This is a genomic window from Mycobacterium sp. IDUB_3 (assembly GCF_055419585.1).
Genome location: NZ_JBVAXZ010000001.1, coordinates 202,335 through 227,710, shown reverse-complemented (window position 1 = coordinate 227,710; position 25,376 = coordinate 202,335). Strand labels below are relative to the sequence as shown.

Sequence of the window (25,376 nt, the reverse complement as noted above, 5' to 3'; positions counted from 1 at the left end):
TGAAGACCTACTGCGCCCGGGGGTGGGCCTCGGCCCACACTTCGCGCAGCGCGTGCACGGTGACCATGGTGTAGATCTGCGTCGTCGTCACCGAGGCGTGTCCGAGCAACTCCTGCACGACCCGCACGTCGGCGCCGCCCTCCAGCAGGTGAGTGGCGAAGGAATGCCGCAGCATGTGTGGCGACACCCCGGAGGTGATCCCGGCGCGCGCGGCCGCGTCCTGCAGCACCTGCCACGCGCTCTGCCGCGACAGCCGCCCGCCGCGCACATTGAGGAAGATGCCCGGCGTCCCGCGCCCGCGGCGGGCCAGCTCCGAACGGCCCCGCACCAGATAGGAATCCAGCGCGGCGACGGCCGGACGCCCGATCGGCACCAGCCGCTGCTTACCGCCCTTGCCGCGCAACAACACCGAACGGGCATGCGTGTCGACGTCGTCGACGTCGAGGCCGACGGCTTCGGAGATCCGTGCGCCGGTGGAATACAGGAGTTCGAGCAACGCCCGGTTACGCAGCGTCAGCGGGCCGTCGGCCGGGCTCTCGCCGCCGGCGCCCTCCAGCAGCGCCAGCACCTGGTCGATGGTCAGGCTTTTGGGCAGCCGGCGGCCCGGCGTCGGCGGGCGGACGGCGCGCGCCACGTCGAGTTCGGCCAGCCCTTCGGCGGCGGCGAATCGATGCAGGCCGCGCACCGCGATCAACGCCCGCGCCGCCGACACCGCGGACAGCGCGGCGACCCCGGTGTCGGGATCGCCGCGGCGCAGCGCCACCAAAAACTCGCTGACGTCGTTCTCGCCCACCTTGGCCAGGTCGTGAATTCCCCGGTCCGACAAGTGTTTTGTGTAGCGGCGCAGGTCGCGGCCGTACGAGCTCAGGGTGTTCGCGGCGACGCCGCGCTCGATCGTGAGATGGTCAAGGTAGCCCTGCAACTGCGTGTCCAGCGCCACCGTTGTCATTGCGCGGCCTTTCGCGCGGCGAACGCCGTCGGCTTGTCCTGCCACGGGCTGTCCACCGGGCGCGGCTGCACGAACCCTGTGCTCACGGCGTGGGCGGCCAGAATCCCTGCCACGGCAATGGCATTGACGACTTCACCGCTGAGCACCTTGCGCGCGGCGTCGGCCAGCGGATACCACTGAAGAGCCATGTCGGCTTCTTCGTCGTGCGCCTCGGGCCGGTCGACCCGAGTCAGGCCGGTGGCCAGATAGACGCGCACCGACTCGTCGCTGAAGCCCGGTGTGGAGTCGAGATCGACCAGCACCTTCCAGGTCTCGGCCTTCAGCCCCGCCTCTTCCATCAGCTCGCGGGCCGCGGTGAGATGGGCTGCCTCGCCATGGATATCGAGCAGTCCGGCGGGCAACTCCCACAGCCGCCGGCCGAACGCGTGCCGGTATTGGTAGACCATCGGAATGTTGCCGTCGTCGTCCATCGCGACCACGGCGACCGCGCCGAAATGTTCGACGATCTCCCGGGTCACCACCTTGCCGCCCGGCATTCGCACCCGGTCGCTGCGCAGCGCGAAAATCTTTCCGGTGTACAGCGTTTCGGATGACACCGTCTCGAAGACGTGGTCAGCCACGGGTCGCGGGCTCAGGTATAGGCCGCGCGGCGCTGTCCCGGTGCTGGATGCCGTTCGATGACTGCTCCGGAATCTCCACCGGCAGCAGCTCGCCCGCCTTGTAGTCGATGGCCGCGCCGACGAATGCGACGAACAACGGGTGCGGCCGGGTGGGCCGGCTCTTCAGCTCGGGGTGAGCCTGGGTGCCGACGATGAACGGGTGCACGTCCGGTGGGTACTCGACGAACTCCACCAGGTGGCCGTCCGGAGACGTCCCGGAGAACCTCAGCCCACTCTCCGCGATCTTGTCGCGATAGGCGTTGTTGACCTCGTAGCGGTGCCGATGGCGCTCGGACACCTCGGTGGCGCCATAGGCTTGGGCCACAATCGATTCCGGTTCCAGCACCGCGGGGTAGGCGCCCAGCCGCATGGTGCCGCCCAGGTCGGCTTCGCCGGCGACGATGTCGACCTGGTCGGCCATCGTGGAGATGACGGGATCGGGCGTCTCGGGGTCGAATTCGGCCGAGTTGGCCTGGGCCAGACCGGCGGAGCGGGCCGCCTCGATCACGATGCATTGCAGCCCCAGGCACAGGCCGAACACCGGCAACCCCCGGGTGCGGGCGTAATGGATGGCGCCGATCTTGCCCTCGATGCCGCGGATGCCGAAGCCGCCGGGGATCAGCACGCCATGCACGTCGGCCAGCGCCGACGCGGCATCGGTCGCGCTCTCGCAGGCGTCGGAGGGCACCCACAGCAGCTCCACCTTTGCGTGGTGCTTGAACCCGCCGGCGCGCAGCGCCTCGGTCACCGAGAGGTAAGCGTCGGACAGGTCAACGTACTTGCCCACCAAGGCGATTCGCACCGTCTCGTGCGGCTCGTGCACCCTGCGCAGCAGGTCGTCCCACTCGGTCCAGTCGACGTCCCGGAACGGCAGGCTCAGCCGGCGCACCACGTAGGCGTCGAGTTCCTCGCGGTGCAGCACCTTCGGAATGTCATAGATCGACGGCGCATCCGGCGTGGAGATGACGCCGTCGATGTCGACGTCACACATCAGCGCGATCTTGTTCTTCAGCGCCTCGGGGACGGGACGGTCGCAACGCAGGATCAGCGCGTCCGGGGTGATACCGATGCTGCGCAGCGCGGCCACCGAATGCTGAGTCGGCTTGGTCTTGAGCTCGCCCGACGGGGCCAGGTAGGGCACCAACGAGACGTGCAGGAAGAAGACGTTCTCCCGGCCGACGTCATGACGAACCTGCCGCGCAGCCTCCAGGAACGGCTGCGACTCGATGTCGCCGACGGTGCCGCCGATCTCGGTGATGACCACGTCGGGCCGGTTGCCCTGGGCGTCGGGCTGCGCCATCGACATGATGCGCGCTTTGATCTCGTCGGTGATGTGCGGAATCACCTGGACGGTGTCGCCGAGGTATTCGCCGCGCCGCTCCTTGGCGATGACCGTCGAATAGACCTGCCCCGTAGTGACATTCGCCGAGCCGGACAGGTCGCGGTCCAGGAACCGTTCGTAATGGCCGACGTCGAGGTCGGTTTCGGCGCCGTCCTCGGTGACGAAGACCTCGCCATGCTGGAACGGGTTCATGGTGCCCGGATCCACGTTGAGGTACGGATCGAGCTTTTGCATCGTCACGTACAACCCGCGGGCCGTCAGTAGCTGACCAAGGCTGCTGGCGGTCAGCCCCTTGCCCAACGAGGAAGCGACGCCCCCGCTGACGAAGAGGTGCTTGGTGGCGGATTGCGGGTGCTTTCGCACAGGCGACCTCCGTGAAGACGGGCAGGGCGTGAAAATTGTTCTAGCGAATAACTAGATGGGCCTGCCGACCCACGGAAATCCACCCTAACATCCACCGCGCTGTGCCGCGGCTAACACGCCCGCTACTGGGGCACCGTGATTGACGTCGCCCCGTGACCGGTGCCGTACTGCCCGGCATGCCCGCCGCCCAGCAGGTCGTGCAGGCCCAAGACCGCGGTGATGCGGCCCGGTGCGGCGTCGACGTCGTCGACCGTGCTGACCGCAGAGTTCATCCCGGCGTCGGCACGCGTCACCGCCACGGCGGCGCCTCCGGTCGCCGAACCGTCGCTCCCGGCGAGCAGGGTGCCCGAGCCGTGCGGGGCCAGCGCGGCCGAGAACCGGGCCACGCTGACGCCCTTGTTGCCGGCGTCCTGGGGCAGCGAGCCGCCCGTGACCACCAGCGCGGCGTTGGCCGCGCCCATGTGATCGGTTGCCTGATAGGTGATGAAGCCCGTGTCGCGCAGCGCCGCCAGCACGGTGTTGCGCTGGATGTCGTCCACGGCGGGCACCGCCGGGTTGGCGTTGGCCAGCAGAGCGATGCCCATCAGGTCACCCGCCTGCGAGCCCTGGTCGACGAGCTTGGTGCTCAGCTGCTGACCCGCGGGCAGCACCGAGGAGTTCACCACCGTCTGCAGCTTCTCCGCGGAGTTGGCCTCGACGAACTCCTGCGTCAGCGACACCGTGCCGGTCACCGTCCCGCCGGCCTGGCCGATGAACTTCGTCACCGCGGCCACGTCGTCGTCCTTGGCATCCGGGGTGCGGAACACCACCACCGTCTTGCCGCCCAGCGCGTCATGCACGATCCGGCCGGCCAGTTGGGTGTCGAAATTATTTGCGGCGCTGAGCTTTTCGTTCAACACGTTCTTCTGGTCGTTGAGCCCGCTGATCTGGGCGTTCAGGTCCCGCTTTTCGTCGCGCAGGCTGGACAACAGGGTGTCCGACAAGAACCCGGAGCCCAGCACGACCCCCACGGCCAGCGCCAGGAAGACCGCTGCCAGCGACAAGGCATGTTGACGCAACGAGATCATTTATGTGACCCACTTCTGCACCATCAGGCAGAAGTGGTTCCAGTAGTCGGTGACCCAATGCAGCACTGCGGCGTCGGTGCGCGACACCCACAGCGCGACGATGACGGCGATCAGCATGGTCAGCGCCAGCAGCGCGATGGCGCCCGCCGAGATGTGGTTGCGGTACAGAGTCGCCACGGCCTTGGCGTCCACCACCTTCTCCCCCACCCGCAGCCGGGTCAGGAAGGTCGACGGGTTGCTGTGCGCGCGGGTGCGGTCGAAGAACGTCTCGATGTTGGCGGTGTGGCCGGCCGTCACCAGCAACGCGGCGCCGTGGTGATCGGCCAGCAGCAGGGCCAGGTCGATCGCCGCGCCCGCGGCCGGAAACGTCATCGCCCCGACGCCGAGATCCTGGATCCGTTCCAGCCCGGGTGCGTGCCCGTCGGCGTCGGCGGGCAACACCACCTGGGCACCGCACTTGAGCGCGTCGGTGCTGATCTGGTCGGGGTCGCCGACGATGACCTGGGGGCGGTAGCCCGCCTTGCGCAGGACGTCCGCGCCGCTGCCGACGCCGATCAGCGCCGGCTGATACTCCTTGATGAACGGCTTGAGCGAGCGCAGATCCTCGGCGGCGCTGGGCTCGTCGGCGACGATCACCACGTGCCGGCGGCGCAGGTCGACGTCGACGTCGGGGATGCCGATGCCGTCGATCAGCAGCGGGCTCTCGCTCTTGATGAACTCGATCGTGTTGCCGGCGAAGGCCTCCAGGTGCGCGGACAGCCCGCTCTTGGCCTCGCGCATCAGGTCGGCGATGTCGTGGTCGGTGCGCTCGGTCCCGCGGACCAGCCTGCGGTCACCGGCGTACACGCCGCCCTCGTGCAGGCGGATTTTGGAGCCGTCCTTGACCTTCTTGAAGATGTCGGGTCCGGCCTCGTCGATCAGGGTCACCCCGTTGTTGACCAGCACCTCCGGGCCCATGTTCGGGTAGCGCCCCGACACCGACGGAGACGCGTTGACCACCGCGGCGATATCGGCCTCCACCAGCGCGTCCGCCGTGATGCGGTCCAGATCCAGGACGTCGAGCACCACGATGTCGCCGGGGCAGACCCGGCGCAGCAGGCGGTCGATGTTCCGGTCAACGCGGGCGGTGCCGACGAGGCCGGGCCGGGCGGGGTTACGGGAGAGCAGGCCTGACATCTTCATGGGGGCGATTCTGTCCGCGAAGCTGCGGCGAAGACGGGAGGCGCGCCGTAACATTAGCCTCATAAGTTATCTAGAGTCCCATTAGTCACATCTGTATTACTTGTTCCCGACGGTTAGATCTCATCCTTCTGCGCCGCATCCAGCAGTTCGCGGGCGTGCGCGCGGCCGCTGTCGGATTCGCCCAGCCCGGCCAGCATCCGAGCCAGCTCGGCCACCCGCTCGTCGTCGGCGACCCGCCGCACCACGCTGGTCCCCTTCGGCCCCGCGCCGTGCACCACCAGGTGCACGTCGGCGTACGCCGCGACCTGTGGCAGGTGCGTCACGACGATGACCTGGTGGGTGCGCGCCAACCGCGCCAGCCGCCGGCCGATCTGCACCGCCGCCCGGCCGCCCACCCCGGCGTCGACCTCGTCGAACACCATGGTGGTGCCCGCCGCCGAGGCGGCCAGCACCACTTCCAGCGCCAGCATCACCCGGGACAGCTCGCCACCGGAGGCGCTCTTGGCCAGCGGCAGCTGGTCCATCCCGCGGTGCGCCGCGAAGCCGAACTCCACCTGGTCGATGCCGTCGGCGCCGGCGCGGGCCAGCTCGCCCGACGGCAGGCTCAGCGTGGCCGCGTCGTCGGCGGCCGACGCGGTATCGACAGAGACGTCGATGCTGAACTGTGCGTCGGCCATCGCCAGCCCGGACAGCTCGCCGGTGACCTCCTTGGCCAGCCGCTTGGCGGCCTTGCGCCGGATGTTGCTGAGATCGACTGCTGCACTGGCCAATTCACGCGCCAGCTCCTCGACCCGCGCCGCCAGCGACGCCAGCCCCTCCTCGGAGACGTCGAGTTGGGCCAACCGTTCCCTCGACTCGGCGGCCCAGGCGAGCACGCCGTCGATGTCCGCGGCGTACTTGCGGGTCAGCGTGCGCAGTTCGGCCTGCCGGGCCAGTTTCGATTCCAGCGCGCTGGCATCGACCGGCAGCTCGTCGAGGAAGCCGCCCAGCTCGCCGGCCGCGTCGATGACCACGGTCAGCACCTCGCCGATCTGCCCGGCCAACGCCACCAGCTTCGCATCGTCCGTGGATTCCAGTGCGGCCCTTGCCTTTCCCAGGCTGTCGGTCGCGCTGAACCCGGACCCGTCCGCCTCATCCGAGGACAGGGCCGCGCGCGCCCCGGCCGCGGCCTCGCGCAGGGTGTCCAGTTCGGAGAGCCGCACGATCTCAGCGACCAGGGCGTCGTCCTCGCCGGGTTGCGGGTCCACGGCGTCGATCTCGTTGAGGGCGAAGTTCAGCCGGTCGGCCTCCAGCGCCAGCTCGCGCATCCGGTTGCGGCGGTCCAGGAGGTCACGCCGCGCCGATAGCCAGGCGTCGCGCAGTTTGCAGTAGCGCTCCAGCGCCGGGCCGGCCTTCGCGAATCGGTCCAGCGCGCCGCATTGCTCCTCGGGCCGCATGAGTCGCAGCTGGTCGTTCTGCCCGTGCAGGGTCAGCAGCCCGGCGGTGAAGTCGCCCAGCGACTTGGCCGGCACGCTGCGGCCGCCGAGGTAGGCGCGCGACGGTCCGTCACGGCTGACCGAGCGCAGCGCGATCACGCTGCCGTCCTCGTCGCGTTCGGCGCCCGACGCGTCCAGCATGTCGTCCAGCTTCACGATCACGGCCTCATCGAGATCGGCTGTGGTGAACCGGCCTTCGACGACCGCCCGATCGGCCCCGGACCGTACCCGGGTGGCGTCCGCGCGGGCACCGCCGAGCAGGTGCAACCCGGTCACCACCATCGTCTTACCGGTACCGGTCTCGCCGGTCAGGACGGTCAGGCCGCGGTCGAACTCCCCGACCGCGGCGCTGATGGCACCGAGTGACTCGATGCGGATTTCGGTCAGCATTCAGTCAGCACCAGGGTTGAAACCGTCAGTTCCCGCGCCACCCGGTCACCGGCAACCGGAATTTGCGGACCAGTCGGTCGGTGAACGGGGCGCTGTCCAGCCGGGCCCATTTCACCGGTGTGTCGCAACGTTTTACCTCCAGCCGGCTGCCCGCCGGGATCAACATTTCGCGCCGACCGTCACAGAACACCAGGGCGTCATGCCCGTCGGCCTCGATCTCGATCGCGATGGTGGCGTCCGGGCTGGTGACCATGGGGCGGCCGAACAGCGCGTGAGCGTTGTTGGGTACCACCAGGATCGCCTCGAGGTCCGGCCACAGCACCGGGCCGCCGGCGGAGAACGCGTAGGCGGTGGACCCGGTGGGGGTGGACACCAGCACGCCATCGCAGCCGAACGCCGACACCGGGCGCCCGTCGATCTCGAGGACCACCCCGAGCACGCCCAGCCGGGGACCCTTTTCCAGGCTGACTTCATTCAGCGCCCACCCGTGCACGGAGACGTCGCCGCCGTGGCGCAACATCACGTCGAGCGTCAATCGGTTCTCGACCTGATAGTCCTGTGCGACAACATGATCCAGCACCCGGTCGATGGCTTCGGCCTCGGCCTCGGCGAGAAAGCCGATGCGGCCCAGGTTGACGCCGAGTACCGGAATGTTGGCATTGCGGGCCAGTTCGGCGGCCCGCAGGAACGTGCCGTCGCCGCCCAGCGCGAGCACCAGTTCGCAGCCCTCGGCGGCCTGCGGGTTGGCGTTGACCACCTCGATTTCGATGCCCAGTGCGCGCATGTCGTCGGGGGCCAGCCGCAGCGGGCCCTTGTCGACCGCCTCGGCGGACAGCACGCGAAGCCCGATTCCGTTGTCGCCCAGCACTTTCTGAACGCGTCGCGCGGTCTCGGTGGCCTCCTCGCGGCCGGTATGGACCACCATCAAGACGGTGCGGGGAGCGTCTTCGTTCACTGTGGCCCGCTTTCCACCGCGCGCCGCACCGCGCTCACCAGCTCGTCGCCGGCGAGCGGCCGATCGGTCCGGGCGCGCAACCGCAGGAAGTACTCGACATTGCCCGACGGGCCCGGCAGCGGGCTGGCGGTGACGTCGACGGTGCGCCAGCCCAGCTCGCCCGCGCGGCCGGCGACCGCCAGTACGGCGTCGGCGCGCAGGCCCGGGTCGTGCACGACACCCCCGGCACCGACCAGACCCTTGCCCACCTCAAACTGCGGCTTCACCATGGGAACGATATCCGCGTCGGGTGCGGCACATCCAGCCAGCGCCGGCAACACCGTTGATAGCGAAATGAACGACAGGTCAGCCACCACGAGGTCGGCGCGTCCGCCGATCGCGTCCGGCGTCAGGTCGCGAACGTTGGTCCGCTCGACGACGACCACCCGAGCGTCGCTGCGCAGCGACCAGGCCAGCTGGCCGTATCCCACGTCGACGGCGACCACCTCGGTGGCCCCGCGATCCAGCAGGACTTCGGTGAAGCCCCCCGTCGACGCGCCGGCATCCAGGCAGCGCCGGCCCGCGACCGATATCTCGAAGGCGTCCAGCGCCCCGATGAGCTTGTGCGCCCCGCGCGAGACCCAGCCGCGCTCGCCGTCCTCGGCCACGGTCAGGGCCGCGGTGACGGCGACGGCAGTGCCCGGCTTGCGCGCCGGCATCCCGTCGATGCTCACCTTTCCCGCGCCGATCAACTCCGCGGCCTGTTGACGGGACCGGGCCAGGCCGCGCCGGACCAACTCGGCGTCAACGCGGGCGCGTCGAGACATCCGCGCACTCAGCCCTTCTCCGCCGACTCCAGCGCAGCCAGCAGCACGTCGTGCGCCTCGGACAGGCGGCGTGCTATCTCTTCGAGCTCATCGAGCGACGGCACCTTCTCGGGGTCCTCGCCTTCCCCGGGCTGGGGCAGGCGGGCGAGCAGGGCGTCGATTTCAGCGCGAATCTGATCGGGATCGATAGTCATCGCGTTACTACGCTAGTCACCCGTCAGTCGGTGCGCACCAATGACCAGCGCCCCAGCGCGGCGCGCGCCCGGTCGTCGCCGGCCTCGATGCGCGCCTCGCCGGAGTCGGAGTCGGCTACATCCCACACCGCGGCGGCCACCGCGCGGACGATCGACAGGCCATCCCCGTCGTCTACCGCGTCGGCGCCGCTGACCGTGATCGTCGTGTCCGCCGCGTCGACCCGCCAGCCCGGCTGCGGCCCGACCGCGAGCGACTCGCCGCCGGTGTGCAGCGAGCGCAGGTCAAGGCCGATATAGGTGGGGCGCTGGGCGGGCTTGGCGTATACCGCGTCCCGCGCGGAATTGACCCCGGTGAGCACCATCAGGCTGGGCAGCTCGGCGGCGTTGGCGCCCTCGATGTCGGTGTCGAGCCGGTCCCCGATCACCAGGGGGGCGTGAAAGTCGCCGCGGGCCGCCGCATCCCGCAGCAGTCCGGGCGCCGGCTTGCCCGCCACCTGAGGTTCGCCGCCGGTGGCCGCCCGCAGCGCGGCCACGAACGATCCGTTGCCGGGCAGCAGCCCGCGCTCGGTGGGCAGGGTCAGGTCGACGTTGGACGCCACCCACAGCGCGCCGGCCCGGATGGCCAGCGCCGCCTCGGCCAGTTCCGGCCACCCGATGGTCTGGGACAGGCCCTGCACGACGGCGGCCGGATCGTCGTCGTAGCTGCGCACGGCGCGCAGTCCGACGGCCGTGATCTCGTTGGCCAGGGCCTCGGTGCCCACGATCAGCACCGGTGAGCCCGGCGGCAGCTGGTCGGCCAGCAGCCGCGCCGCGCTTTGCGCGCTGGAGGCGACGTCGTCAGCGACGGCGGTGAAGCCCAGATCGGTCAGGTGCGCGGCGACCTCGTCGGCGCTGCGCGAGGCGTTGTTGGTGACGAAGTACGCGCGGCTGCGCACCTTGGCCAGCGCCTGCACCGCGCCCTCGGTGGGCCGACGGCCGCGAAACATCGTGCCGTCCAGATCGATCAGCAGGCAGTCATATTGCTGCGCAAGGGTTTTGGTGTGATTCGGCCCCGTCATCAGCCGAGTTCACTGACCCGGTCTTCGGCATCGGTGACGCCGTCGACGTCCGCGGCCGCGGAGTGCAGGAACCACTGCAGCGCCTCGTCCCCGCGGCCGAGCGCCAGCAGTGTGTCGGCGTAGGCGTAGAACAACCGCGCCGCCGTCGTGCCGGTGCGGGTCGGATCCAGCTGCGGCGTGGACAACACGGTGAGCGCCTGTTCCAGCTGGCCGAGGTCCGCGCGCGCCCCGGCCGCGACGATGCGCAGCTCGTCGGCGTCGTCCCCGCTGAGCTCGGCGGCCTCCGGCCCCCGCGCGAGCTCGATCGCCCGCTCCGGGCGGCCAAGCCCGCGTTCGCAATCCGCGAGCAGGGCCACCAGCGAGGACTTGCTGCCCATCCTGCGGGCCGCGCGCAACTCCGCGAGTGCCTGCGCCCAGTCGCCGCAGTGGTAGGCGGCGATGCCGACCGCTTCCCGGATGGTGGCGATCCGGCTGGACCGGGCGCGCGCCGCCCGGGCGTGCCGCAGGGCGGCCTCTGGGTCCTCGTCGAGCAGTTCGCCCGCGGCCACCAGGTGTCGCGCCACGGCGTCGGCGGTGGCACGGTCCAGGGTGCTCAGTTCGCGGCGGATGTCGGGTGCCAGCTGGTTGGCTTCCACGCCGGGCGGAATCGGCGGCCCGTCGTGCGGCGCGCGATCGGCCCGGTCATCCCGGCGCGCGCGGCCCTGCGGCTGGGCCGGGCGCGCACGGCCCGGACCCGACCATCCGTTGGATGCCGGCCGCCCGCGCCGTTCACCGCGCTGCCTTTGCCTGTCGTCGACCACGCAGCCGAGAATACGGGCAGCCCCGCGCCTAGCTTTGCAGCCGGTTACCCAGCAGCGGCGCGATCACCGCCGGACAATAGGTCGCGATCGCGACGATGGTGAATTTGCCCGCCATCTCGTATGACAATCCGTTGCCCTCGGCCATCTTGGAGGTCACCTCGTCGAACGACCCGCCGGGCTCGAACAGCATCGGGCATACCGACTGTCCCATCGCCGTGGTGCTGGCCGGTTGGGTGTAGGTGATCCCGGCGTTCGTCAGCGCCGACAGGAAGGCGTTGCCCAGCATGTCGGCGCGGATCGGCGCCGACAGGACCGCGGCCAGCGACACCAGGCCGGTGATCACCCCCAGAATCGGCAGGACGGTCAACCGCACACGCGTCGCGAAAATCACCGTGACAACAGTGGTCGCCGAGGGTCACGTCAACGACACGGTGAGGTAAAGATCTGTGCACGCACGCGTTTTGCGGGCGCCCGTAGGGCGCCGGCGCGGTTACACCTTTTCGACCCCGGCGACGGTCCGTTTGCCGCGGCGCAGCACCAGCCACCTGCCGTGCAGGAAGTCGGACGGTTGCGGCGCCCACTCCTCGCTGTCGACGCGGACGTTGTTGACCGAGACGCCGCCCTCGCCGATGGTGCGCCGCGCAGCCTTCTTGCTCTCGGACAGGCCACTGGCGACCAGCAGGTCGACGATCCCGTCGGGGCCACCGGGTTTGAGCTCGGCGACCGATGTCTCGCGCAGTGCCGCCGCCAGCGTGGCCTCGTCCAGGCGGTCCAGTTCGCCCTGCCCGAACAACGCCCGGCTGGCATGCTCGACGGCCTCGGTGGCCGCCTCGCCGTGCACCAGCACGGTCAGTTCGTGCGCCAGTCGCCGCTGCGCGGCGCGCTGCTGGGGCCGCTCTGCCGTCGCCTGCTCCAGCTCGCCGAGCTCGTCGGCGCTCAGGAAGGTGAACCAGCGCAGGTACCGGATCACGTCGGCGTCGGCGGTGTTGAAGAAGTACTGGTACCAGGCGTACGGCGTGGTCAGCTCGGGATCCAGCCACAGGCTGCCGCCGCCGGTGGACTTGCCGAACTTGGTGCCGTCGGCCGCGGTCACCAGCGGCACGGTCAGCGCGTGCACCGACGCGCCGAGCTGCTGGCGCACCAGCCGGACGCCGGCGACGATGTTGCCCCACTGATCGGAGCCGCCGAGCTGCAGGGTGCAGCCGTAGCGCCGGTGCAACTCGACGTAGTCGTTGGCCTGAAGGAGCATGTAGCTGAACTCGGTGTAGGAGATGCCGTCGCCCTCGAGGCGCCGCCGGACGGTGTCGCGGTCCAGCATCACGTTGACCGAGAAGTGCTTGCCGAGGTCGCGCAGGAACTCGATCGCCGACAGCGGGCGGGTCCAGTCCAGGTTGTTGACGACGATGGCGCCGGTGGGTGAGTCCGAGAAGTCGACGAAGCGCCGCAGCTGCCCGCCGATCCGCTCGGTCCAATCGGCGACGGTGTCCGCCTCGTTGAGGGTGCGCTCGCCGACCTCGCGCGGGTCTCCGATCATGCCGGTGGCACCGCCGGCGAGCACGATCGGGCGGTGGCCGGCGCGCTGGAATCGGCGCAGCGCCAGCAGCGGCACCAGGTGTCCGGCGTGCAGGCTGGGCGCGGTGGGGTCGAAGCCGGCGTACACCGTCATCGGCCCACGCCGCGCCTCGGCGGTCAGCGCATCGAGGTCGGTGGACTGCGCGATCAGCCCGCGCCAGCCCAGCTCGTCGATGATCATTTCGCCCATGATCCAAGATCCTTCCACCCGAGATCGGTCCGGCTAGTCGCTGTCGCCCGGCGCGGCCGCGCGGGGGCTGCGGCGGTACGCCGAGACCTCCGGACGGCCGGGCAGCCACAACCGCCACGGCCGGTCGGCGGCCTGGCTGACGCCGACCCGGGGGCCGGCTGTCGCGGTCAGCGGTTCGTGCAGTTCCAGGGTCACCGAGCTGTCGCGCGCGAACAGATCAATCCCGTTGTCGTCCATGGTGATTCCCATGGCCGAGCACAGGTTGCCGGGTCCTCGCGCCAGGGCGGCGGTGTGCACCAGCTCACCGCGGCGGGCACGCGCGACGTCGGTCCCGTCCTCGATGGCAGCGGCGCGCAGCAAGACCGCGGCGGCGGTGCCGTCGGGTCCGCACGAGACGTTGGCGCAGACGTGGATGCCGTGGCTGCGGTAGGTGTAGAGCCGCCCCGGCGGCCCGAACATCACGAAATTGCGGGCGCGCAGGCCCTTGTACGAGTGCGCGGCAGCGTCGGGCCAAGGACCGTCCGAGACTCCCCCGTAGGCCTCGACCTCGACGACGATCCCGCTGACACCGCGCGCGGTGAGGGTTGCGCCCAGTAACCGGCGGGCGGCCTCGACCGGGTCGGCTAACAGCTGGGCCGCAGCCGTGCCTTCGCGAAACCGTCCTCGAGCCTCGACCACATCAGATCCTGAATCCTGTTTTCTGAACCCAACGAACCTACCGACAGGCCAACCATGGCAGTATCCCGGTGTCCCGTGACCTCAGGGCCGCGAGAAGGAGCCCACCTCATGCATGCGATCGATCCCGCCGCCACCGCGTGGCTGCTGGCCAGCACCGCACTGGTGTTGCTGATGACCCCCGGCCTAGCGATCTTCTACGGCGGCATGGTCCGCACCACCGGTGTGCTCAACATGATCATGATGAGCTTCATCTCCATCCCGCTGGTGACGGTGGCCTGGCTGCTGGTCGGCTACACCATCGCGTTCTCCGAGGATGGGGTCAACGGGCTGGCAGGCAACCTCAGGCATTTCGGCATGCTCGGCATCACACCCGACACCGCCCACGGCACGGTCCCCGAACTGCTCTTTGCCACGTTCCAGTTGACGTTCGCGATCATCACGGCCGCTCTGGTCAGCGGCGCAATCGCCGACCGCGCCAAGTTCACGGCTTGGATGGTCTTCGTCCCGGTCTGGGCGATCGCCGTGTATTCGATTGTCGCGCACTGGGTCTGGGGACCGGGTGGCTGGCTGGCCAAGCTCGGCGTCCTCGACTATGCGGGCGGGCTCGTCGTCGAGATCGTCTCCGGGTCTTCCGCGCTGGCGCTGGCGCTGGTGCTCGGGCCGCGCATCGGCTTCAAGAAGGACGCGATGCGGCCGCACAACCTGCCGTTGCTGTTCGTCGGTGTCGGGCTGCTGTGGTTCGGCTGGTTCGGGTTCAACGCCGGTTCCGCCTTGGCCGCCAACGGAACTGCCGCGGCCATTTTCCTCAACACCCTGGTCGCCGGCTGCCTGGGCATGCTCGGCTGGCTGTCGGTCGAGCAGATCCGCGACGGTCGGCCCACCACGTTCGGTGCGGCATCGGGGGTGGTCGCCGGCCTGGTCGCCATCACCCCGTCCTGCGGGACGGTCAACACGCTCGGCGCGACGGTCGTCGGGCTGGCGGCGGGCGTCGTGTGCGCGTTCGCGGTGGGCGCGAAATTGCGTTTCAACTATGACGATTCGCTCGATGTGGTGGGCGTACACTTCGTCGGCGGCGTGGTCGGGGTGTCGTTGATCGGCCTGTTCGCCACCGCGGTGATGACCGCGGGCCCGCGCGGCCTGTTCTACGGGGGCGGCTTGGGCCAGCTGGGCAAGCAGGCGCTGGCGATCGCGGTCGTCGCGCTCTACGCGTTCGCCATGACGTTCGTGCTGGGCAAGGTCATCGACCGGCTGATGGGTTTCCGGGTCAGCGCCGAAGACGAGACCACCGGCGTCGACCTCACGCAGCACGCCGAAACCGCCTACGCCGAAGGTGTGCACGGACACCTGCCGCAGAGCCGCCCGGCCACCGGCGAACGCTTCAACTAGCGCGCCAGAAACCCTCGAGCCTCCTCAGATGCTCGAGAGACCTTGACAACCCCACGCGACGGGACGATTATTCATCGCATGATGAGTTCATCCTACGATGAATTAAATACCGGCCCAGCGGAACCCGCGGTGCACATCGATCGCCTGCGCGTCGTCCGGGGCAAACGCCCAGCTCTGCACGACTTCTCCGTGCGCATCGCCAAGGGCAGCATCACCGGCCTGCTCGGGCCGTCCGGCTGCGGCAAGACCACACTGATCCGCTGCATCGTCGGCACCCAGATCATCACGAAGGGCACCGTCACGGTGCTCGGCCAGCAGGCCGGCAGCGCCGAACTGCGGCACCGGATCGGCTACCTGCCGCAGGACCCGACGATCTATAACGACCTGCGGATCGTGGACAACGTCCGCTATTTCGCGGCGCTGTACGGGTTCGACGGCCAGGCCGCCGACGCCGCCATCGACCGCGTCGGGTTGACCGATCACCGGACCGCCTTGTGCGGCAACCTCTCCGGCGGCCAGCGCACTCGGGTGTCGCTGGCGTGCGCGCTGGTCTGCCAGCCCGACCTGCTGGTGCTCGACGAGCCCACCGTGGGCCTGGACCCGGTGCTGCGCGCGGATCTCTGGGAGCAGTTCGCCGAGCTGGCCCGCACCGGGACCACGCTGCTGGTCTCCAGCCACGTGATGGACGAAGCCGACCACTGCGGCGACCTGTTGCTGATGCGCGACGGCCGGTTGGTCGCCCACACCACCCCGTCCCAACTGAGAGAGGACACCGGATGCACGTCACTGGAGGACGCGTTTCTGTCCATCATCAAGCGCAGCACCATGCGCGAAGCGGGCTGAGCCTGCGCGGGTACACCGCGACCACGGCGCGGATCTTGCGCCAGTTGGTCGCCGACCATCGCAGTGTCGCGATGATCCTGTTGGTGCCGGTCCTGGTGATCAGCCTGATGTATTTCATGTTCCAGAACGCCCCGCACCGCCCCGGCGCGCCGACCCCGTTCGACAACGCCTGTCTCATCCTGCTGGGCCTGTTCCCGCTGTTCGTGATGTTCATCATCACGGCCATCACCATGCAGCGCGAGCGGGCCTCCGGGACGCTGGAGCGCATTCTGACCACGCCGCTGCGCCGCCTCGATCTGCTGATCGCCTACGGCACCGCCTTCTCCATTGCCGCTGCGGCACAGGCGATTCTGGCGTGCATCGTGTCGTTCTGGCTGCTGGGGTTCGACACGGCCGGCAGCCCGGCGTGGGTGTTCGTCATCGCGATCGTCAACGCCGTGCTGGGCGTCGGCCTGGGCCTGCTGTGTAGTGCGTTCGCCCGCACCGAGTTTCAGGCCGTGCAGTTCATCCCGCTGGTGATGGTGCCGCAGCTGCTGCTGGCCGGCATCATCGTGCCGCGGGCGCTGATGCCACACTGGCTGCAATGGATCAGCAATGTGCTGCCGGCCAGCTACGCGCTGGAGGCGTTGCAGCAGGTGGGTGCGCACCCGGAACTGACGTTCATCGCGGTGCGCGACATCGTCGTGGTGCTGGGCTTCGCCCTGGCGGCGCTGTGTCTGGCCGCGGCCACGCTGCGGCGGCGGACGCCCTAGTGGCGGGTCGCTGCCAGTGACGGCCACCAGCGCCGGGCACCGGCGGCGGGGGCGCCCGGCCGGCAATTCCGGCAGCCGCGACCGCATCCTCGTCAGCGCTCGGGAGCTGTTTGCGCGCAACGGGATTCGTAACACCTCGATCCGCGCGGTGGCCGCGGCGGCCGGGGTGGATTCGGCGTTGGTGCATCACTACTTCGGCACCAAGGAGAAGCTGTTCGCCGCGGCCGTGCACATCCCGATCGACCCGATGGACATCGTCGGACAGTTGCGCGAGATGCCGGTTGACGAACTCGGCTATCGGATCCCGTCGATGTTGTTGCCGCTGTGGGAATCCGAGATCGGCGCGGCGTTCATCGCCACGCTGCGGTCCGTCCTGGCCGGCGAGGAGATCAACCTGTTCCGCACGTTCATCGAGGACGTGATCACCGTGGAAGTCGGCCCACGCGTGGACAATCCGCCGGGAAGCGGCACCACCCGCGTCCAGTTCGTCGCCTCACAGCTGGTGGGCGTGGTGATGGCGCGCTACATCCTGCGACTGGAACCGTTCGCGTCGCTGCCGCCCGAGCAGATCGCGCAGACCATCGCGCCGAACCTGCAGCGCTACCTCACCGGGGATCTGCCGGACGGCCTTGTGCCATGAGGCGGGCGTGCTCGTCGTCGTCGACGTCGCGGGCCTCGTCGATGAGCAGCACCGGGATGCCGTCCTCGATGCGGTAGGCCCGCCGCAGCCGCGGGTTGTAGAGCAGTTCGGACCCCACCAGCACCAGCGGGCCCCGATCGTCCGGGCACACCAGGATGTTCAGCAGTGCCTCGTCGATCACGACTGCGCCCCGATCAAACCGGAACGAACCCCGGGAGTCAGGCGGCGGTACTGGTCGGTGTCGGGGTCGAAGTACCAGACGTGGCGCCCGGCCTTCGGAATCCCCGCCGCCCGCAGGGCACTGACCGTGGGCCGGAACGTCGCACTCAGGTTCATCTCCGGCGCCACGCACACGATGTCGGGTCCCAGGCCGATCGGAATCTTGGCGAAGGCCTCGGTCAGGTCGGCCGCGGTGATCGAGGCGCCCGGCAACAGCGTCACCGCCGACAACGCCACCTCGTGATCGCCCACCGGCACGTTGTAGGTGACCGCGAGGTCCACGCCGTTGATGCAACCCAGCGCGTCGGTGACGGGCTCGGCGAAGACCAGGCCACGCGCGGTGCGCACCACCGAGCCCCGCCGGCCCGCCAGCCAGAAGTCGCCGTCGTCGTCGCGGTAGAACAGGTACTCGGTCGAGATCCAGGTATCGCCGGCGGCGAAGACGCCACGCTTGACCGAGGCGTTGGGATCGATCGGGCCGTTGGACACGGCGAGCAGCACCCCGACCTGTTTGGGTTCGGCGATCTGCACGAAGCCGCGCTCGGTCTCCAGAATCAGGTCGTGTTCGGCGTCGTAGGCGCCCAGCTCGATCCGCCCCGCGCCCGGCAGCGGGCGGCCTTTGCTGCCGACTTTGGCTCCGGACACGTTGGCCAGCACCGCCTGCCCGTCGGTGGTGGCGAAGAACTCGACGACGTGGGCGGGCGCGAACGCCTCGACGACGCGCCCCCACAGCCCGGTCGGCATGCCGGAACCGATGAACAGCCGCACCGGATGATTGCCCTGCAGCACGAATGCGGGATCGTCGACGATCTCGCGGAGCATGGCCCAGGTGTAGGACACCACGGTGACGCCGTACTGGCGCACCTCCTGAACGAATCGGATCGGGTCCAGGCCGCGCGACAGCGCAATGCGGGTGCCGCCGACCACGGCGCCGCCCAAGCTGACCAGCAGCGCCGACTCGTGGTGCAGCGGCGTCAGACAGTAGACGGTGTCGCGGCGGTCCAGGGCGGCCGTCGAGGCGGTACCGAAGGCCGACACCGCCCACCGGTAGTTGGTGATCTGCCTGGCCACCAGCTCGCCGCCGGCCGCGCTGAACGCGATGAACGCCAGGTCCCGGGCCAGTCCCGGGTTGGGGCGGTACCAGCCGGGCAGCTCGACGGCGTCCGGGTCGATCTGTTCCATGTCGATGACGTCGGAGTCCTCCGGCAGGTGCAGATCCCGCGACTCGCCGCCGCCGAGCACCAGCACTTGGCGCAGTCCCTGGCGGTCGGACCGCAGCACGGCCTCGAGGTTGGTGGGGTCGGTGAGCAGCTCGGTCACTCCGCCTAGCCGCACCGAGGCGGCCAGATCGGCGTCGGGCCGCATCACCACCGCGATGGCACCGAGCCGGGACAGCGCGGCGATGGCCACGAGCGCGCTGGGCCGGGTCTCCATCAGCACGCCGACCCGGTCGCCCTGCCGCACCCCGACGTCGATCAGGCCGCGAACGACGTTGTTGACGCGCCGGTTCACCGCGTCGTAGGTGTGCACACGGCCGTCGAACAACAGGAATTCGCCCTGCGGCGCGTTGTGGGCCTGCTCTTCGATGATGCGGCCCAGCGAGATCCGGGTGTGGTCGTTGATCTGGCCCAGGCGGACCAGGCGTGGCAGCGTGCGGGCCGTCTCGACGGCCAGGGTGCGCACCGACTTGTTGGCGGCGACGACGGTGTTGGCCGCGCCGCGCACCAGTCCCACCGCCGCCTCGGAGGCTTCCCCGAGGCCGTGCGCAAGCCGGGAGCTCAACGCGACCCCGCTGTCGGTGTGCTCGTCGGGCTGATCGGCCATCAGGTCGATGCCGTCCGGTTTGTCGCCGCCGGTGGACAGCCACCTCACCCATTCGGCGACGGTCGGCCAGCTCTGTTGCGCCGCCTTGGATCCGACGACCAAACCGAAATGCCCTGTGCGGATAGTGGATTCGTAAACTTCGGCGTCCGGCGCCGCGCGCCGGATACCGCGCACCGATGCCGGTTGCCCGATGTCGTCGACCTCGCCGACGAACGCCAGCACCGGGCAGGTGATGTCGGTGAGGGTGACCATTTGACCGTTGACGGCGAACCCACCGGTCATCATCCGGTTGTGGGCGATGAACTGCTTGAGCAGTTCGGAGATCGCGGGGCCCGACCACGCGATCCAGCCCTCGCGTTCGAGGAACCGGCGCTGCTGCTCGCGCGGGAGGAGCGCCTCGCGGTCGTGCAGCTGGCGCACGAAGTCGACGCGCGCCTTGGCGGTCTTGAGCGGGTCGAGCATCTGAAATCCGGTGCGCGCCATCCAGCTCGGGATGGCCAACCGGCTGAAGACGTGGTCGGCCATGAAGTTCGCGGCGGGCGCGGCGAAGTTTGCCGGGATGCCCATCGGCAGGGCGGCCAGGGTGTCCACCGGCGAACCGAAGGTGACGATGCTGGCCAGGCTCTTCGAGCGCCGGTAGGCGGCGACCTGATAGCACCACATGCCACCCTGCGAATAGCCGACCAGATGGATGTCGCTGCCGGCGGTTTCCCGGACCGTGTCGATGGCCTGGCTGAGCGCGACGATGTGGTCGGCCAGGGTGCGGCGCATGCCACCCTCGACCTTGTCGGGTTCGCCGAAGTCGATGACCCAGGGGTCGAGCCCGTGCGCGTGCAGGATTCCCACCGCGCCTTCGTCGCGCGTGACGTCCCACATGTCCGCCGACATCATCATCGGGTGCACCATCAGCACCGGCGGCCCGACGGGCGACTGGCCGCGCCGGCTGTCCGGCGGGAAATACCGCCGCAGCTTGTACATCGGCACGCTCTCGACGGTCTGAGACGGCGACGGCACGCTACCGGTTTCCAAGCCCCCCAGCCGCAAGACCTCCAGCCCGTTCTGCGCGGTGGCGATCAGCCGCTCGACCGGTCGTGTGACCATCGAAAAATTGAGATCCACTGCTGCTCCCTGAGTCTTGACAGCTTGGACATCATGGCACATCAGGGCAGCTAGAAGGGCGGTGGTTCCCCCGATTAGGTGTTAGCCGCTGCACCCCGTCAGAACGGTGGCGGCTCGTCCTCGTCGGCGGGTCGTGCGGGACCGAAGTAGGCGGCCTCGCGCTCTCGACGTTTCGGTTGCCGCGCCTCGCGATTGTGCTTGCGCTCGATGGCGATGCGTGCCGTCGCGGAGGTGTACCCAAAATGACGCTTACGGGGCACGTGTCCCCCATCGGCTGTCATTCTGGGTCCATGTCCGATGCCAAGCACGTCGTCCTCATTCATGGCGCGTGGAGCCGTGGCGAGCAGCTGATGCCGGCCCGCACCGCGTTCGAAGAGCGTGGCTACACGGTGCACACCCCGACGCTGCGTCATCACGAACTACCAATGCGCGAAGGTGCGATGAAGGTCGCGTCGCTAAGCCTTAGCGACTACACCGACGACCTGGTGGCATACGTGAATTCGCTGGATTCCCCAGCGCTTCTAATAGGTCATTCGATGGGAGGGCTGCTGGCGCAATTGGTTGCCGCGCGCACACACCACGCTGGGTTGGTCGCAGCCTGTCCTGGCTTAGCAGCGGGCATCTTCGGTACGACTCCCACAAACATGCGGATGTCCCTGCCGTCCTTGCTACGGCCACGCGCGTGGGCCAAGCCGGTGCATCCCCCGACGTTGGAGCAATGTCAACGGTGGATCGCCAACTCTCAGACTGAGGACACCGCCCGCGAGATATATGACGGCTTGGTCTGCGAATCCGGACGAGCATTCTGGGAGATGGCCCTTGCGGTGCTCAAGCTTTCCAAGCCAACCGTTGTCGACTTCGCAGCGGTGACAGGCCCCGTGCTGGTGATAGGGGGCGAGTGCGACCGCATCGTGCCAACCGGAGTCGTGCGCAAGACCGCCGCCAAGTATCAGCAGGGCACCCACGTCGAAATTCCGCGTTCCGACCACATGGTGTTTTCAGGGAAAGCGCTACCCCTCACCATGGGCCAGATCGACGACTGGATTGCTAGAAATCACCTGCTCGCGATTGCCTAGCTGCCCCCGGCGGACACAGTCAGGGGTATCTCAGAAGATTTCCCGTGCCGTCGGGCAGCCGGCGGTTCGCGCCAGGCCCAGAACGTTTTCATCAAATGGTGGCACGACATTGTGGAAGACGTTTTGACTTCCGGGACCGAGGCCCGCCCGGCACCCGGCTTTTACGTTGCGGCGGTGGCTATTCCGCACGATGTGAGGGCGTAAACCGCCTTTCGGCTCAATGTATCTCTGTTCATCTGCGGTCGGTTGCCGGGGCGAGTCGGGCCATCCCGCGCATGATCCACGGTGTCCACCTGGCGATTACCTCCACGGCGCGGTCCGAGCGGCGCATCGCGGTCCGACGGCCGGGGGTCGGCATTGATGCCAGCTCTGCCTCGGCAGATCCCGCCCGCGCGCCGTGGCGGTCGACCGCCAGCAATTGCCAGATGCCGGGCACGCCACGCAGTTCGACGCTGCCGCGGTCCTCGAAGCCCGTGCCTGAGCCTACGACCAGATCACGCACAGTGCGCGAGACGAGAATGTCGCTGGCGCTGGCCTGGCCGCAGATCCGCGCCGCGATGTGTACTGCAATGCCACCAATGTCGGCGTCGAGCAGCTCGCATTCGCCGGTGTGGATGCCGGCGCGGATCTCGATGCCCAGTGTCTCGGCGTCCGCACGCAACGCCTCGGCGCAGCGAATGGCTTGCGTCGGGCCTTCGAACGTGGCGAGGTAGCCGTCGCCGGTGCTCTTGACCACTGTGCCGCCGAATCGTTGCGTGAGGTCGGCGGTGACCTCACCAAACCGGTGCAGCACCGCACGCCATCGCTCGTCGCCTGTCGCCGCGGCGTGTTGCGTCGACGCGACGATATCGGTGAACAACACCGTACGCAGCGCGCGATGCGATTGTGCGGGCGCCGCACGGCTGCCGGTGAGAAACTCCTCGATCCCGGTGAGGATCTTGTCGGGCTCGGTGAACCAGGGCGCGTGGTCCACGCCCTCGACCTCGAGGTACCGCGCGTCGGGAATATGGTCAGCGAGGTAGCGGCTGTTCTGCACCGGAGCGATATCCTCGCGGGCATGGATGACTAGGGTCGGTGTGGAGAGCGTCGGCAGGATCGGCCGCACGTCGACCCGGAAATTCGATTCCATCGTCGCTCGTAACATGCCCGGGCTGGCGCACATGCGCTCGACCATGGCGAGCTGTCGAATGGACCGGACCGACGGGAAAAAAACCTTTGCTGTTGCGCCGCTGCCCCACGCCGAGCGCGCGAGGCGGCCCATTTCCTGGAACCGGGCCAACTGCTTCGTCGACGGCGTGTAGTCCTCACCCAGCTCGGCAAGGATGCGCACCCGCAGCAAGCCCGCGTCGAGATCCAAGTCGTCCCAGCCACCGCCTGCGAACGCGAGAGAGCCGTAGAGGATCAGCGCCCGCGTTCGCTCCGGTCGTCTTGCCGCAAACACGATGGCCTGTGGGCATCCCTCGCTCATACCGAACACGACGGGCTTTGCGAAGCCGACGGCGTCCATGACGGCCTCGATCTCGGCCGCTCGCTCTTCAAGCAAACGAACTTTCGGGATGGGGTCCGACAGGCCGACCCCGGCCTTATCGAACATGACGACGCGACAAAACGTGGCGAGCTGATCGAAAAAGGCCTTGAACTCGGGCATGGCCCAGAACAGCTCGACGTGGAAGACCATCGGTCCGACGAAGGCAAGCTCGACCGGCCCGTCGCCGAACACCTGATACGCCAGGCTCAGATCACCGCACGATGTGTACGACGTTTCTGGCATCGCATGAGCGTACTGCGGCCCGGGGCTAGCCGTACCCGCATACGCGCAGGCTGTCGCGCGGCCGATAATTGCTGGCCGCTGGTTGCGCTGCTCCTCGCGGCGAATGTGGCGAGGGCATTCATTCACGCGGCGAGCGCGCTAAGGCGGTACGTCGCCTAATCGTTCAAGCCGGAGGGGTCGTCTGCATGCAAGCTGTCCAGAAGAGGTTTTATGGGGTGGCGAGTGCGGCACAGCGCCTTGGGGTTTCGGCGCCCGTCGGTGCCACCAGCGGTCCTAACTGCGCAGACGACGCCTATCCTTCCCTCATGACGACGAGCTTGTCGGGCAAGGTCGCATTCATCACCGGCGGCGCTTCGGGTATCGGCGCCGCGCTGGCCACCAAGTTGGTCGAGGGCGGCGCCGAGGTCTGGCTCGCCGATCGCCAACTGGCCGCGGGGCAAGAGCTCGCGCAACGCCTCAGCAGCGGCGGCGCGAAGGCCCACGCGATAGAACTCGACGTCCGCGACTACCCCGCGTTCGAGGGCGCGGTCGCCGAGGCGATGCAGACATCCGGGCACATCGACTACCTTTTCAACAACGCCGGCATCGGGGTCGGCGGCGAGGTCGACTCCTACAGCCTCGACGACTGGAACGACGTCCTGGCCGTGAACCTGCACGGCGTGGTGCACGGCATCCAGGCGGTGTACCCGATCATGATCCGGCAGCATTCGGGCCACATCGTGAACACGGCATCGATGGCGGGTCTGCTGGCCGGCCCGGGCACCGCCAGCTACACCGCCTCCAAGCACGCCGTCGTCGCGCTGTCGAAGGCGATGCGGCTGGAGGCCGAGCGCCACAACGTGAAGGTGTCGGTGCTGTGTCCCGGCGCGATCCGGACACCGATCCTCACCGGCGGCGTCTACGGACGGATGGAGAAGACCGGGGCCAGCGAAGAGGCCATACTCAAATCCTGGGAGCCGACAAGGCCGATGGCGCCCGACAAATTCGCCGCCCGCGTGCTTCGTGCCGTGCTGCGTAACAAAGCGATCATCATCGTGCCGGCCTGGTGGAAGACGCTGTGGTACCTGGACCGGTTTTCGACGACTCTTTCGACGCGGTTCGCGCGTCTGACTCTTAACCGATTGCGCAACATGAGTTCCGCCGCATCGTGACGCGCCGGCTGCGCTGAAATTGTTCCGTTCGTCGTCTCGGCCCGCGCTCCTGAAAGCACGCTGAGAACCGGCTGTGGCGTCGTTTGCGCAGCAGAACGCCGGGTACACACCCGTTGCGCTTCGGTCGCGACATTTCGTCGGGGCCTTCTCGGTTGAAAGACACAGCTGGGCGCTTCCAGTTTTCTGCGCGGGCTTTGGCGACCGCACTGCATCACAGTGCCGGGCCGAAGCTTGCCGGACCGTGTTCCTTCCAACGCGAAGGCGAGGTGGCCTATGGGCACGACGACGGCGGATTCGCTCGGCGGTGCCTTCGGCGCGCCCACGGCGGCCAATCAGCTCATCAACCACGTCACACCGGGCCGGTAAGCACCGGCCGGGCACGAGCGCGAGCGAGAAAGGGATGCACATGTTGTTGCTGGGCAACGGCGGACGGCACCAGGGCCGCACCGCCGGCAGCGACGGACTCGGCGAGGTCCAACAATTGGCCGGGCGAGCGCTGTACGACGTCGCGCACGGCCGATTCGAACGCTCGCTGTCCGGGTTGACCGCAGTGGCGGCACTGGTCACGACGGCCGAAATCTACTTCGAGCACTACAAAGCCAGCTTCGGCAACAAATGGATGTGGAGCCCCATCGTGGTGACCCCGCCGGTGGTGGTCGCCGGAATCGGTGGGGTGTTCTCGCGGCGCTGGGCCAAACTCTGGCTGCCCATCACCGCGGGCATCTATACGGCCAACGGACTGATGGGCGAATACCTGCACGCCCGCGGCGTCGCGCGCAAGCCGGGCGGCTGGAAGAACGCCTCGTACAACGTGCCGATGGGGCCGCCCATCGCGGCGCCGGGATTGATGTGCATGGTCGGCGGGATGGGGTTGCTCGCGTCGATCCTGCGCCGCGAACGGTTCCGCGGTTAGGA

25 protein-coding genes are annotated in these 25,376 nt (G+C 68.7%); 7 read left to right on the top strand and 18 right to left on the bottom strand.

Annotated elements, in window-relative coordinates:
* Positions 1–7 precede the first annotated feature (7 nt).
* From xerD to ACZYVJ_RS00785, 14 genes are all read right to left on the bottom strand, one after another.
* Positions 8–949 (bottom strand): site-specific tyrosine recombinase XerD, encoded by a 942-nt coding sequence (gene xerD / locus ACZYVJ_RS00850; RefSeq protein ID WP_463829269.1) that lies wholly within the window; start codon positions 947–949, stop codon positions 8–10.
* Positions 946–1,569, bottom strand: coding sequence for an NUDIX domain-containing protein (locus ACZYVJ_RS00845; protein WP_463829268.1), 624 nt, complete (start codon positions 1,567–1,569; stop codon positions 946–948). Before ACZYVJ_RS00845 ends, xerD begins: the two co-directional genes overlap by 4 nt.
* A complete protein-coding gene (locus ACZYVJ_RS00840; RefSeq protein ID WP_463829267.1) occupies positions 1,562–3,313 on the bottom strand; it encodes a CTP synthase in 1,752 nt (583 codons plus the stop codon). The genes ACZYVJ_RS00845 and ACZYVJ_RS00840 overlap by 8 nt, the downstream gene beginning before the upstream one ends.
* 122 nt (positions 3,314–3,435) lie before the next feature.
* A complete protein-coding gene (locus ACZYVJ_RS00835) occupies positions 3,436–4,380 on the bottom strand; it encodes a copper transporter (RefSeq protein WP_463829266.1) in 945 nt (314 codons plus the stop codon).
* Positions 4,381–5,562, bottom strand: a complete 1,182-nt coding sequence (gene steA, locus ACZYVJ_RS00830; RefSeq protein WP_463829265.1) for a putative cytokinetic ring protein SteA — start codon at positions 5,560–5,562, stop codon at positions 4,381–4,383. It lies immediately after the preceding gene.
* A 113-nt stretch (positions 5,563–5,675) separates the two neighbouring features.
* Positions 5,676–7,427 carry a DNA repair protein RecN gene (gene recN, locus ACZYVJ_RS00825; protein WP_463829264.1) on the bottom strand — a complete coding sequence of 584 codons (1,752 nt, stop codon included), beginning with the start codon at positions 7,425–7,427 and terminating at the stop codon, positions 5,676–5,678.
* Between the two features lie 25 nt (positions 7,428–7,452).
* The gene (locus ACZYVJ_RS00820; RefSeq protein WP_463829263.1) at positions 7,453–8,382 is read right to left on the bottom strand and encodes an NAD kinase; all 930 of its coding nucleotides are present in this window, start codon (positions 8,380–8,382) and stop codon (positions 7,453–7,455) included.
* Positions 8,379–9,188: a TlyA family RNA methyltransferase gene (locus tag ACZYVJ_RS00815; RefSeq protein ID WP_463829262.1), complete on the bottom strand. Its 810-nt coding sequence runs from the start codon at positions 9,186–9,188 to the stop codon at positions 8,379–8,381. Before ACZYVJ_RS00815 ends, ACZYVJ_RS00820 begins: the two co-directional genes overlap by 4 nt.
* Before the next feature lie 8 nt (positions 9,189–9,196).
* The gene (locus tag ACZYVJ_RS00810) at positions 9,197–9,382 is read right to left on the bottom strand and encodes a hypothetical protein (RefSeq protein WP_463829261.1); all 186 of its coding nucleotides are present in this window, start codon (positions 9,380–9,382) and stop codon (positions 9,197–9,199) included.
* Between the two features lie 23 nt (positions 9,383–9,405).
* Complete coding sequence (locus ACZYVJ_RS00805; protein ID WP_463829260.1) at positions 9,406–10,440, bottom strand: HAD-IIA family hydrolase; 1,035 nt, start codon at positions 10,438–10,440, stop codon at positions 9,406–9,408.
* A complete protein-coding gene (locus tag ACZYVJ_RS00800; RefSeq protein ID WP_463829258.1) occupies positions 10,440–11,240 on the bottom strand; it encodes a tetratricopeptide repeat protein in 801 nt (266 codons plus the stop codon). The genes ACZYVJ_RS00805 and ACZYVJ_RS00800 overlap by 1 nt, the downstream gene beginning before the upstream one ends.
* A gap of 28 nt (positions 11,241–11,268) precedes the next feature.
* A complete protein-coding gene (locus ACZYVJ_RS00795; RefSeq protein WP_459971908.1) occupies positions 11,269–11,631 on the bottom strand; it encodes a DUF732 domain-containing protein in 363 nt (120 codons plus the stop codon).
* A gap of 99 nt (positions 11,632–11,730) precedes the next feature.
* Complete coding sequence (gene tyrS / locus ACZYVJ_RS00790) at positions 11,731–13,002, bottom strand: tyrosine--tRNA ligase (RefSeq protein ID WP_463829257.1); 1,272 nt, start codon at positions 13,000–13,002, stop codon at positions 11,731–11,733.
* A 33-nt stretch (positions 13,003–13,035) separates the two neighbouring features.
* The gene (locus ACZYVJ_RS00785; protein ID WP_463829256.1) at positions 13,036–13,680 is read right to left on the bottom strand and encodes a DNA-3-methyladenine glycosylase; all 645 of its coding nucleotides are present in this window, start codon (positions 13,678–13,680) and stop codon (positions 13,036–13,038) included.
* A gap of 108 nt (positions 13,681–13,788) precedes the next feature.
* Here ACZYVJ_RS00785 and ACZYVJ_RS00780 point away from each other — a divergent pair, with 108 nt between their 5' ends.
* The 4 genes from ACZYVJ_RS00780 (at position 13,789) to ACZYVJ_RS00765 (ending at position 17,301) form a co-directional block, all read left to right on the top strand.
* The gene (locus tag ACZYVJ_RS00780; protein ID WP_463829255.1) at positions 13,789–15,066 is read left to right on the top strand and encodes an ammonium transporter; all 1,278 of its coding nucleotides are present in this window, start codon (positions 13,789–13,791) and stop codon (positions 15,064–15,066) included.
* 78 nt (positions 15,067–15,144) lie between these two features.
* Entirely contained in the window at positions 15,145–15,909 is a 765-nt protein-coding gene (locus tag ACZYVJ_RS00775; RefSeq protein WP_463829254.1) for an ABC transporter ATP-binding protein, read from the top strand.
* A complete protein-coding gene (locus tag ACZYVJ_RS00770; RefSeq protein WP_463829253.1) occupies positions 15,843–16,661 on the top strand; it encodes an ABC transporter permease in 819 nt (272 codons plus the stop codon). Before ACZYVJ_RS00775 ends, ACZYVJ_RS00770 begins: the two co-directional genes overlap by 67 nt.
* Positions 16,662–16,677: 16 nt before the next feature.
* Positions 16,678–17,301, top strand: coding sequence for a TetR/AcrR family transcriptional regulator (locus tag ACZYVJ_RS00765; RefSeq protein WP_463829251.1), 624 nt, complete (start codon positions 16,678–16,680; stop codon positions 17,299–17,301).
* Here ACZYVJ_RS00765 and ACZYVJ_RS00760 read toward each other — a convergent pair.
* The 3 genes from ACZYVJ_RS00760 to ACZYVJ_RS00750 are packed head-to-tail and all read right to left on the bottom strand — an operon-like array spanning position 17,267 to position 20,744.
* Positions 17,267–17,482 carry a Trm112 family protein gene (locus tag ACZYVJ_RS00760; protein ID WP_463829250.1) on the bottom strand — a complete coding sequence of 72 codons (216 nt, stop codon included), beginning with the start codon at positions 17,480–17,482 and terminating at the stop codon, positions 17,267–17,269. The two genes, ACZYVJ_RS00765 and ACZYVJ_RS00760, sit on opposite strands and share 35 nt — an antisense overlap.
* The gene (locus ACZYVJ_RS00755; RefSeq protein ID WP_463829249.1) at positions 17,479–20,505 is read right to left on the bottom strand and encodes an acyl-CoA synthetase; all 3,027 of its coding nucleotides are present in this window, start codon (positions 20,503–20,505) and stop codon (positions 17,479–17,481) included. The genes ACZYVJ_RS00760 and ACZYVJ_RS00755 overlap by 4 nt, the downstream gene beginning before the upstream one ends.
* Before the next feature lie 56 nt (positions 20,506–20,561).
* Positions 20,562–20,744 carry a hypothetical protein gene (locus ACZYVJ_RS00750; protein WP_463829248.1) on the bottom strand — a complete coding sequence of 61 codons (183 nt, stop codon included), beginning with the start codon at positions 20,742–20,744 and terminating at the stop codon, positions 20,562–20,564.
* Positions 20,745–20,753: 9 nt separating this feature from the next.
* Between ACZYVJ_RS00750 and ACZYVJ_RS00745 the strand changes: the two genes are divergently transcribed.
* Positions 20,754–21,539: an alpha/beta hydrolase gene (locus ACZYVJ_RS00745; RefSeq protein ID WP_463829247.1), complete on the top strand. Its 786-nt coding sequence runs from the start codon at positions 20,754–20,756 to the stop codon at positions 21,537–21,539.
* Positions 21,540–21,771: 232 nt separating this feature from the next.
* Here ACZYVJ_RS00745 and ACZYVJ_RS00740 read toward each other — a convergent pair whose 3' ends face one another.
* A complete protein-coding gene (locus ACZYVJ_RS00740; RefSeq protein ID WP_463832781.1) occupies positions 21,772–23,310 on the bottom strand; it encodes an adenylate/guanylate cyclase domain-containing protein in 1,539 nt (512 codons plus the stop codon).
* Between the two features lie 305 nt (positions 23,311–23,615).
* Here ACZYVJ_RS00740 and ACZYVJ_RS00735 point away from each other — a divergent pair, with 305 nt between their 5' ends.
* Together ACZYVJ_RS00735 and ACZYVJ_RS00730 are read left to right on the top strand one after the other, a co-directional pair.
* Positions 23,616–24,461 carry an SDR family NAD(P)-dependent oxidoreductase gene (locus tag ACZYVJ_RS00735; protein ID WP_463829246.1) on the top strand — a complete coding sequence of 282 codons (846 nt, stop codon included), beginning with the start codon at positions 23,616–23,618 and terminating at the stop codon, positions 24,459–24,461.
* Between the two features lie 406 nt (positions 24,462–24,867).
* Positions 24,868–25,374: a hypothetical protein gene (locus ACZYVJ_RS00730; protein WP_463832780.1), complete on the top strand. Its 507-nt coding sequence runs from the start codon at positions 24,868–24,870 to the stop codon at positions 25,372–25,374.
* Positions 25,375–25,376 lie beyond the last annotated feature (2 nt).

Excerpts from the sequence above, each read along its gene's own strand:
- xerD (WP_463829269.1), bottom strand. The coding sequence starts at position 949 with ATGACAACGGTGGCGCTGGACACGCAGTTGCAGGGCTACCTTGACCAT.
- ACZYVJ_RS00835 (WP_463829266.1), bottom strand. The coding sequence starts at position 4,380 with ATGATCTCGTTGCGTCAACATGCCTTGTCGCTGGCAGCGGTCTTCCTG.
- steA (WP_463829265.1), bottom strand. The coding sequence starts at position 5,562 with ATGAAGATGTCAGGCCTGCTCTCCCGTAACCCCGCCCGGCCCGGCCTC.
- recN (WP_463829264.1), bottom strand. The coding sequence starts at position 7,427 with ATGCTGACCGAAATCCGCATCGAGTCACTCGGTGCCATCAGCGCCGCG.
- ACZYVJ_RS00815 (WP_463829262.1), bottom strand. The coding sequence starts at position 9,188 with ATGTCTCGACGCGCCCGCGTTGACGCCGAGTTGGTCCGGCGCGGCCTG.
- ACZYVJ_RS00810 (WP_463829261.1), bottom strand. The coding sequence starts at position 9,382 with ATGACTATCGATCCCGATCAGATTCGCGCTGAAATCGACGCCCTGCTC.
- ACZYVJ_RS00805 (WP_463829260.1), bottom strand. The coding sequence starts at position 10,440 with ATGACGGGGCCGAATCACACCAAAACCCTTGCGCAGCAATATGACTGC.
- tyrS (WP_463829257.1), bottom strand. The coding sequence starts at position 13,002 with ATGGGCGAAATGATCATCGACGAGCTGGGCTGGCGCGGGCTGATCGCG.
- ACZYVJ_RS00780 (WP_463829255.1), top strand. The coding sequence starts at position 13,789 with ATGCATGCGATCGATCCCGCCGCCACCGCGTGGCTGCTGGCCAGCACC.
- ACZYVJ_RS00775 (WP_463829254.1), top strand. The coding sequence starts at position 15,145 with ATGATGAGTTCATCCTACGATGAATTAAATACCGGCCCAGCGGAACCC.
- ACZYVJ_RS00770 (WP_463829253.1), top strand. The coding sequence starts at position 15,843 with ATGCACGTCACTGGAGGACGCGTTTCTGTCCATCATCAAGCGCAGCAC.
- ACZYVJ_RS00755 (WP_463829249.1), bottom strand. The coding sequence starts at position 20,505 with ATGTGCCATGATGTCCAAGCTGTCAAGACTCAGGGAGCAGCAGTGGAT.
- ACZYVJ_RS00750 (WP_463829248.1), bottom strand. The coding sequence starts at position 20,744 with ATGACAGCCGATGGGGGACACGTGCCCCGTAAGCGTCATTTTGGGTAC.
- ACZYVJ_RS00745 (WP_463829247.1), top strand. The coding sequence starts at position 20,754 with ATGTCCGATGCCAAGCACGTCGTCCTCATTCATGGCGCGTGGAGCCGT.
- ACZYVJ_RS00740 (WP_463832781.1), bottom strand. The coding sequence starts at position 23,310 with ATGCCAGAAACGTCGTACACATCGTGCGGTGATCTGAGCCTGGCGTAT.
- ACZYVJ_RS00735 (WP_463829246.1), top strand. The coding sequence starts at position 23,616 with ATGACGACGAGCTTGTCGGGCAAGGTCGCATTCATCACCGGCGGCGCT.
- ACZYVJ_RS00730 (WP_463832780.1), top strand. The coding sequence starts at position 24,868 with ATGTTGTTGCTGGGCAACGGCGGACGGCACCAGGGCCGCACCGCCGGC.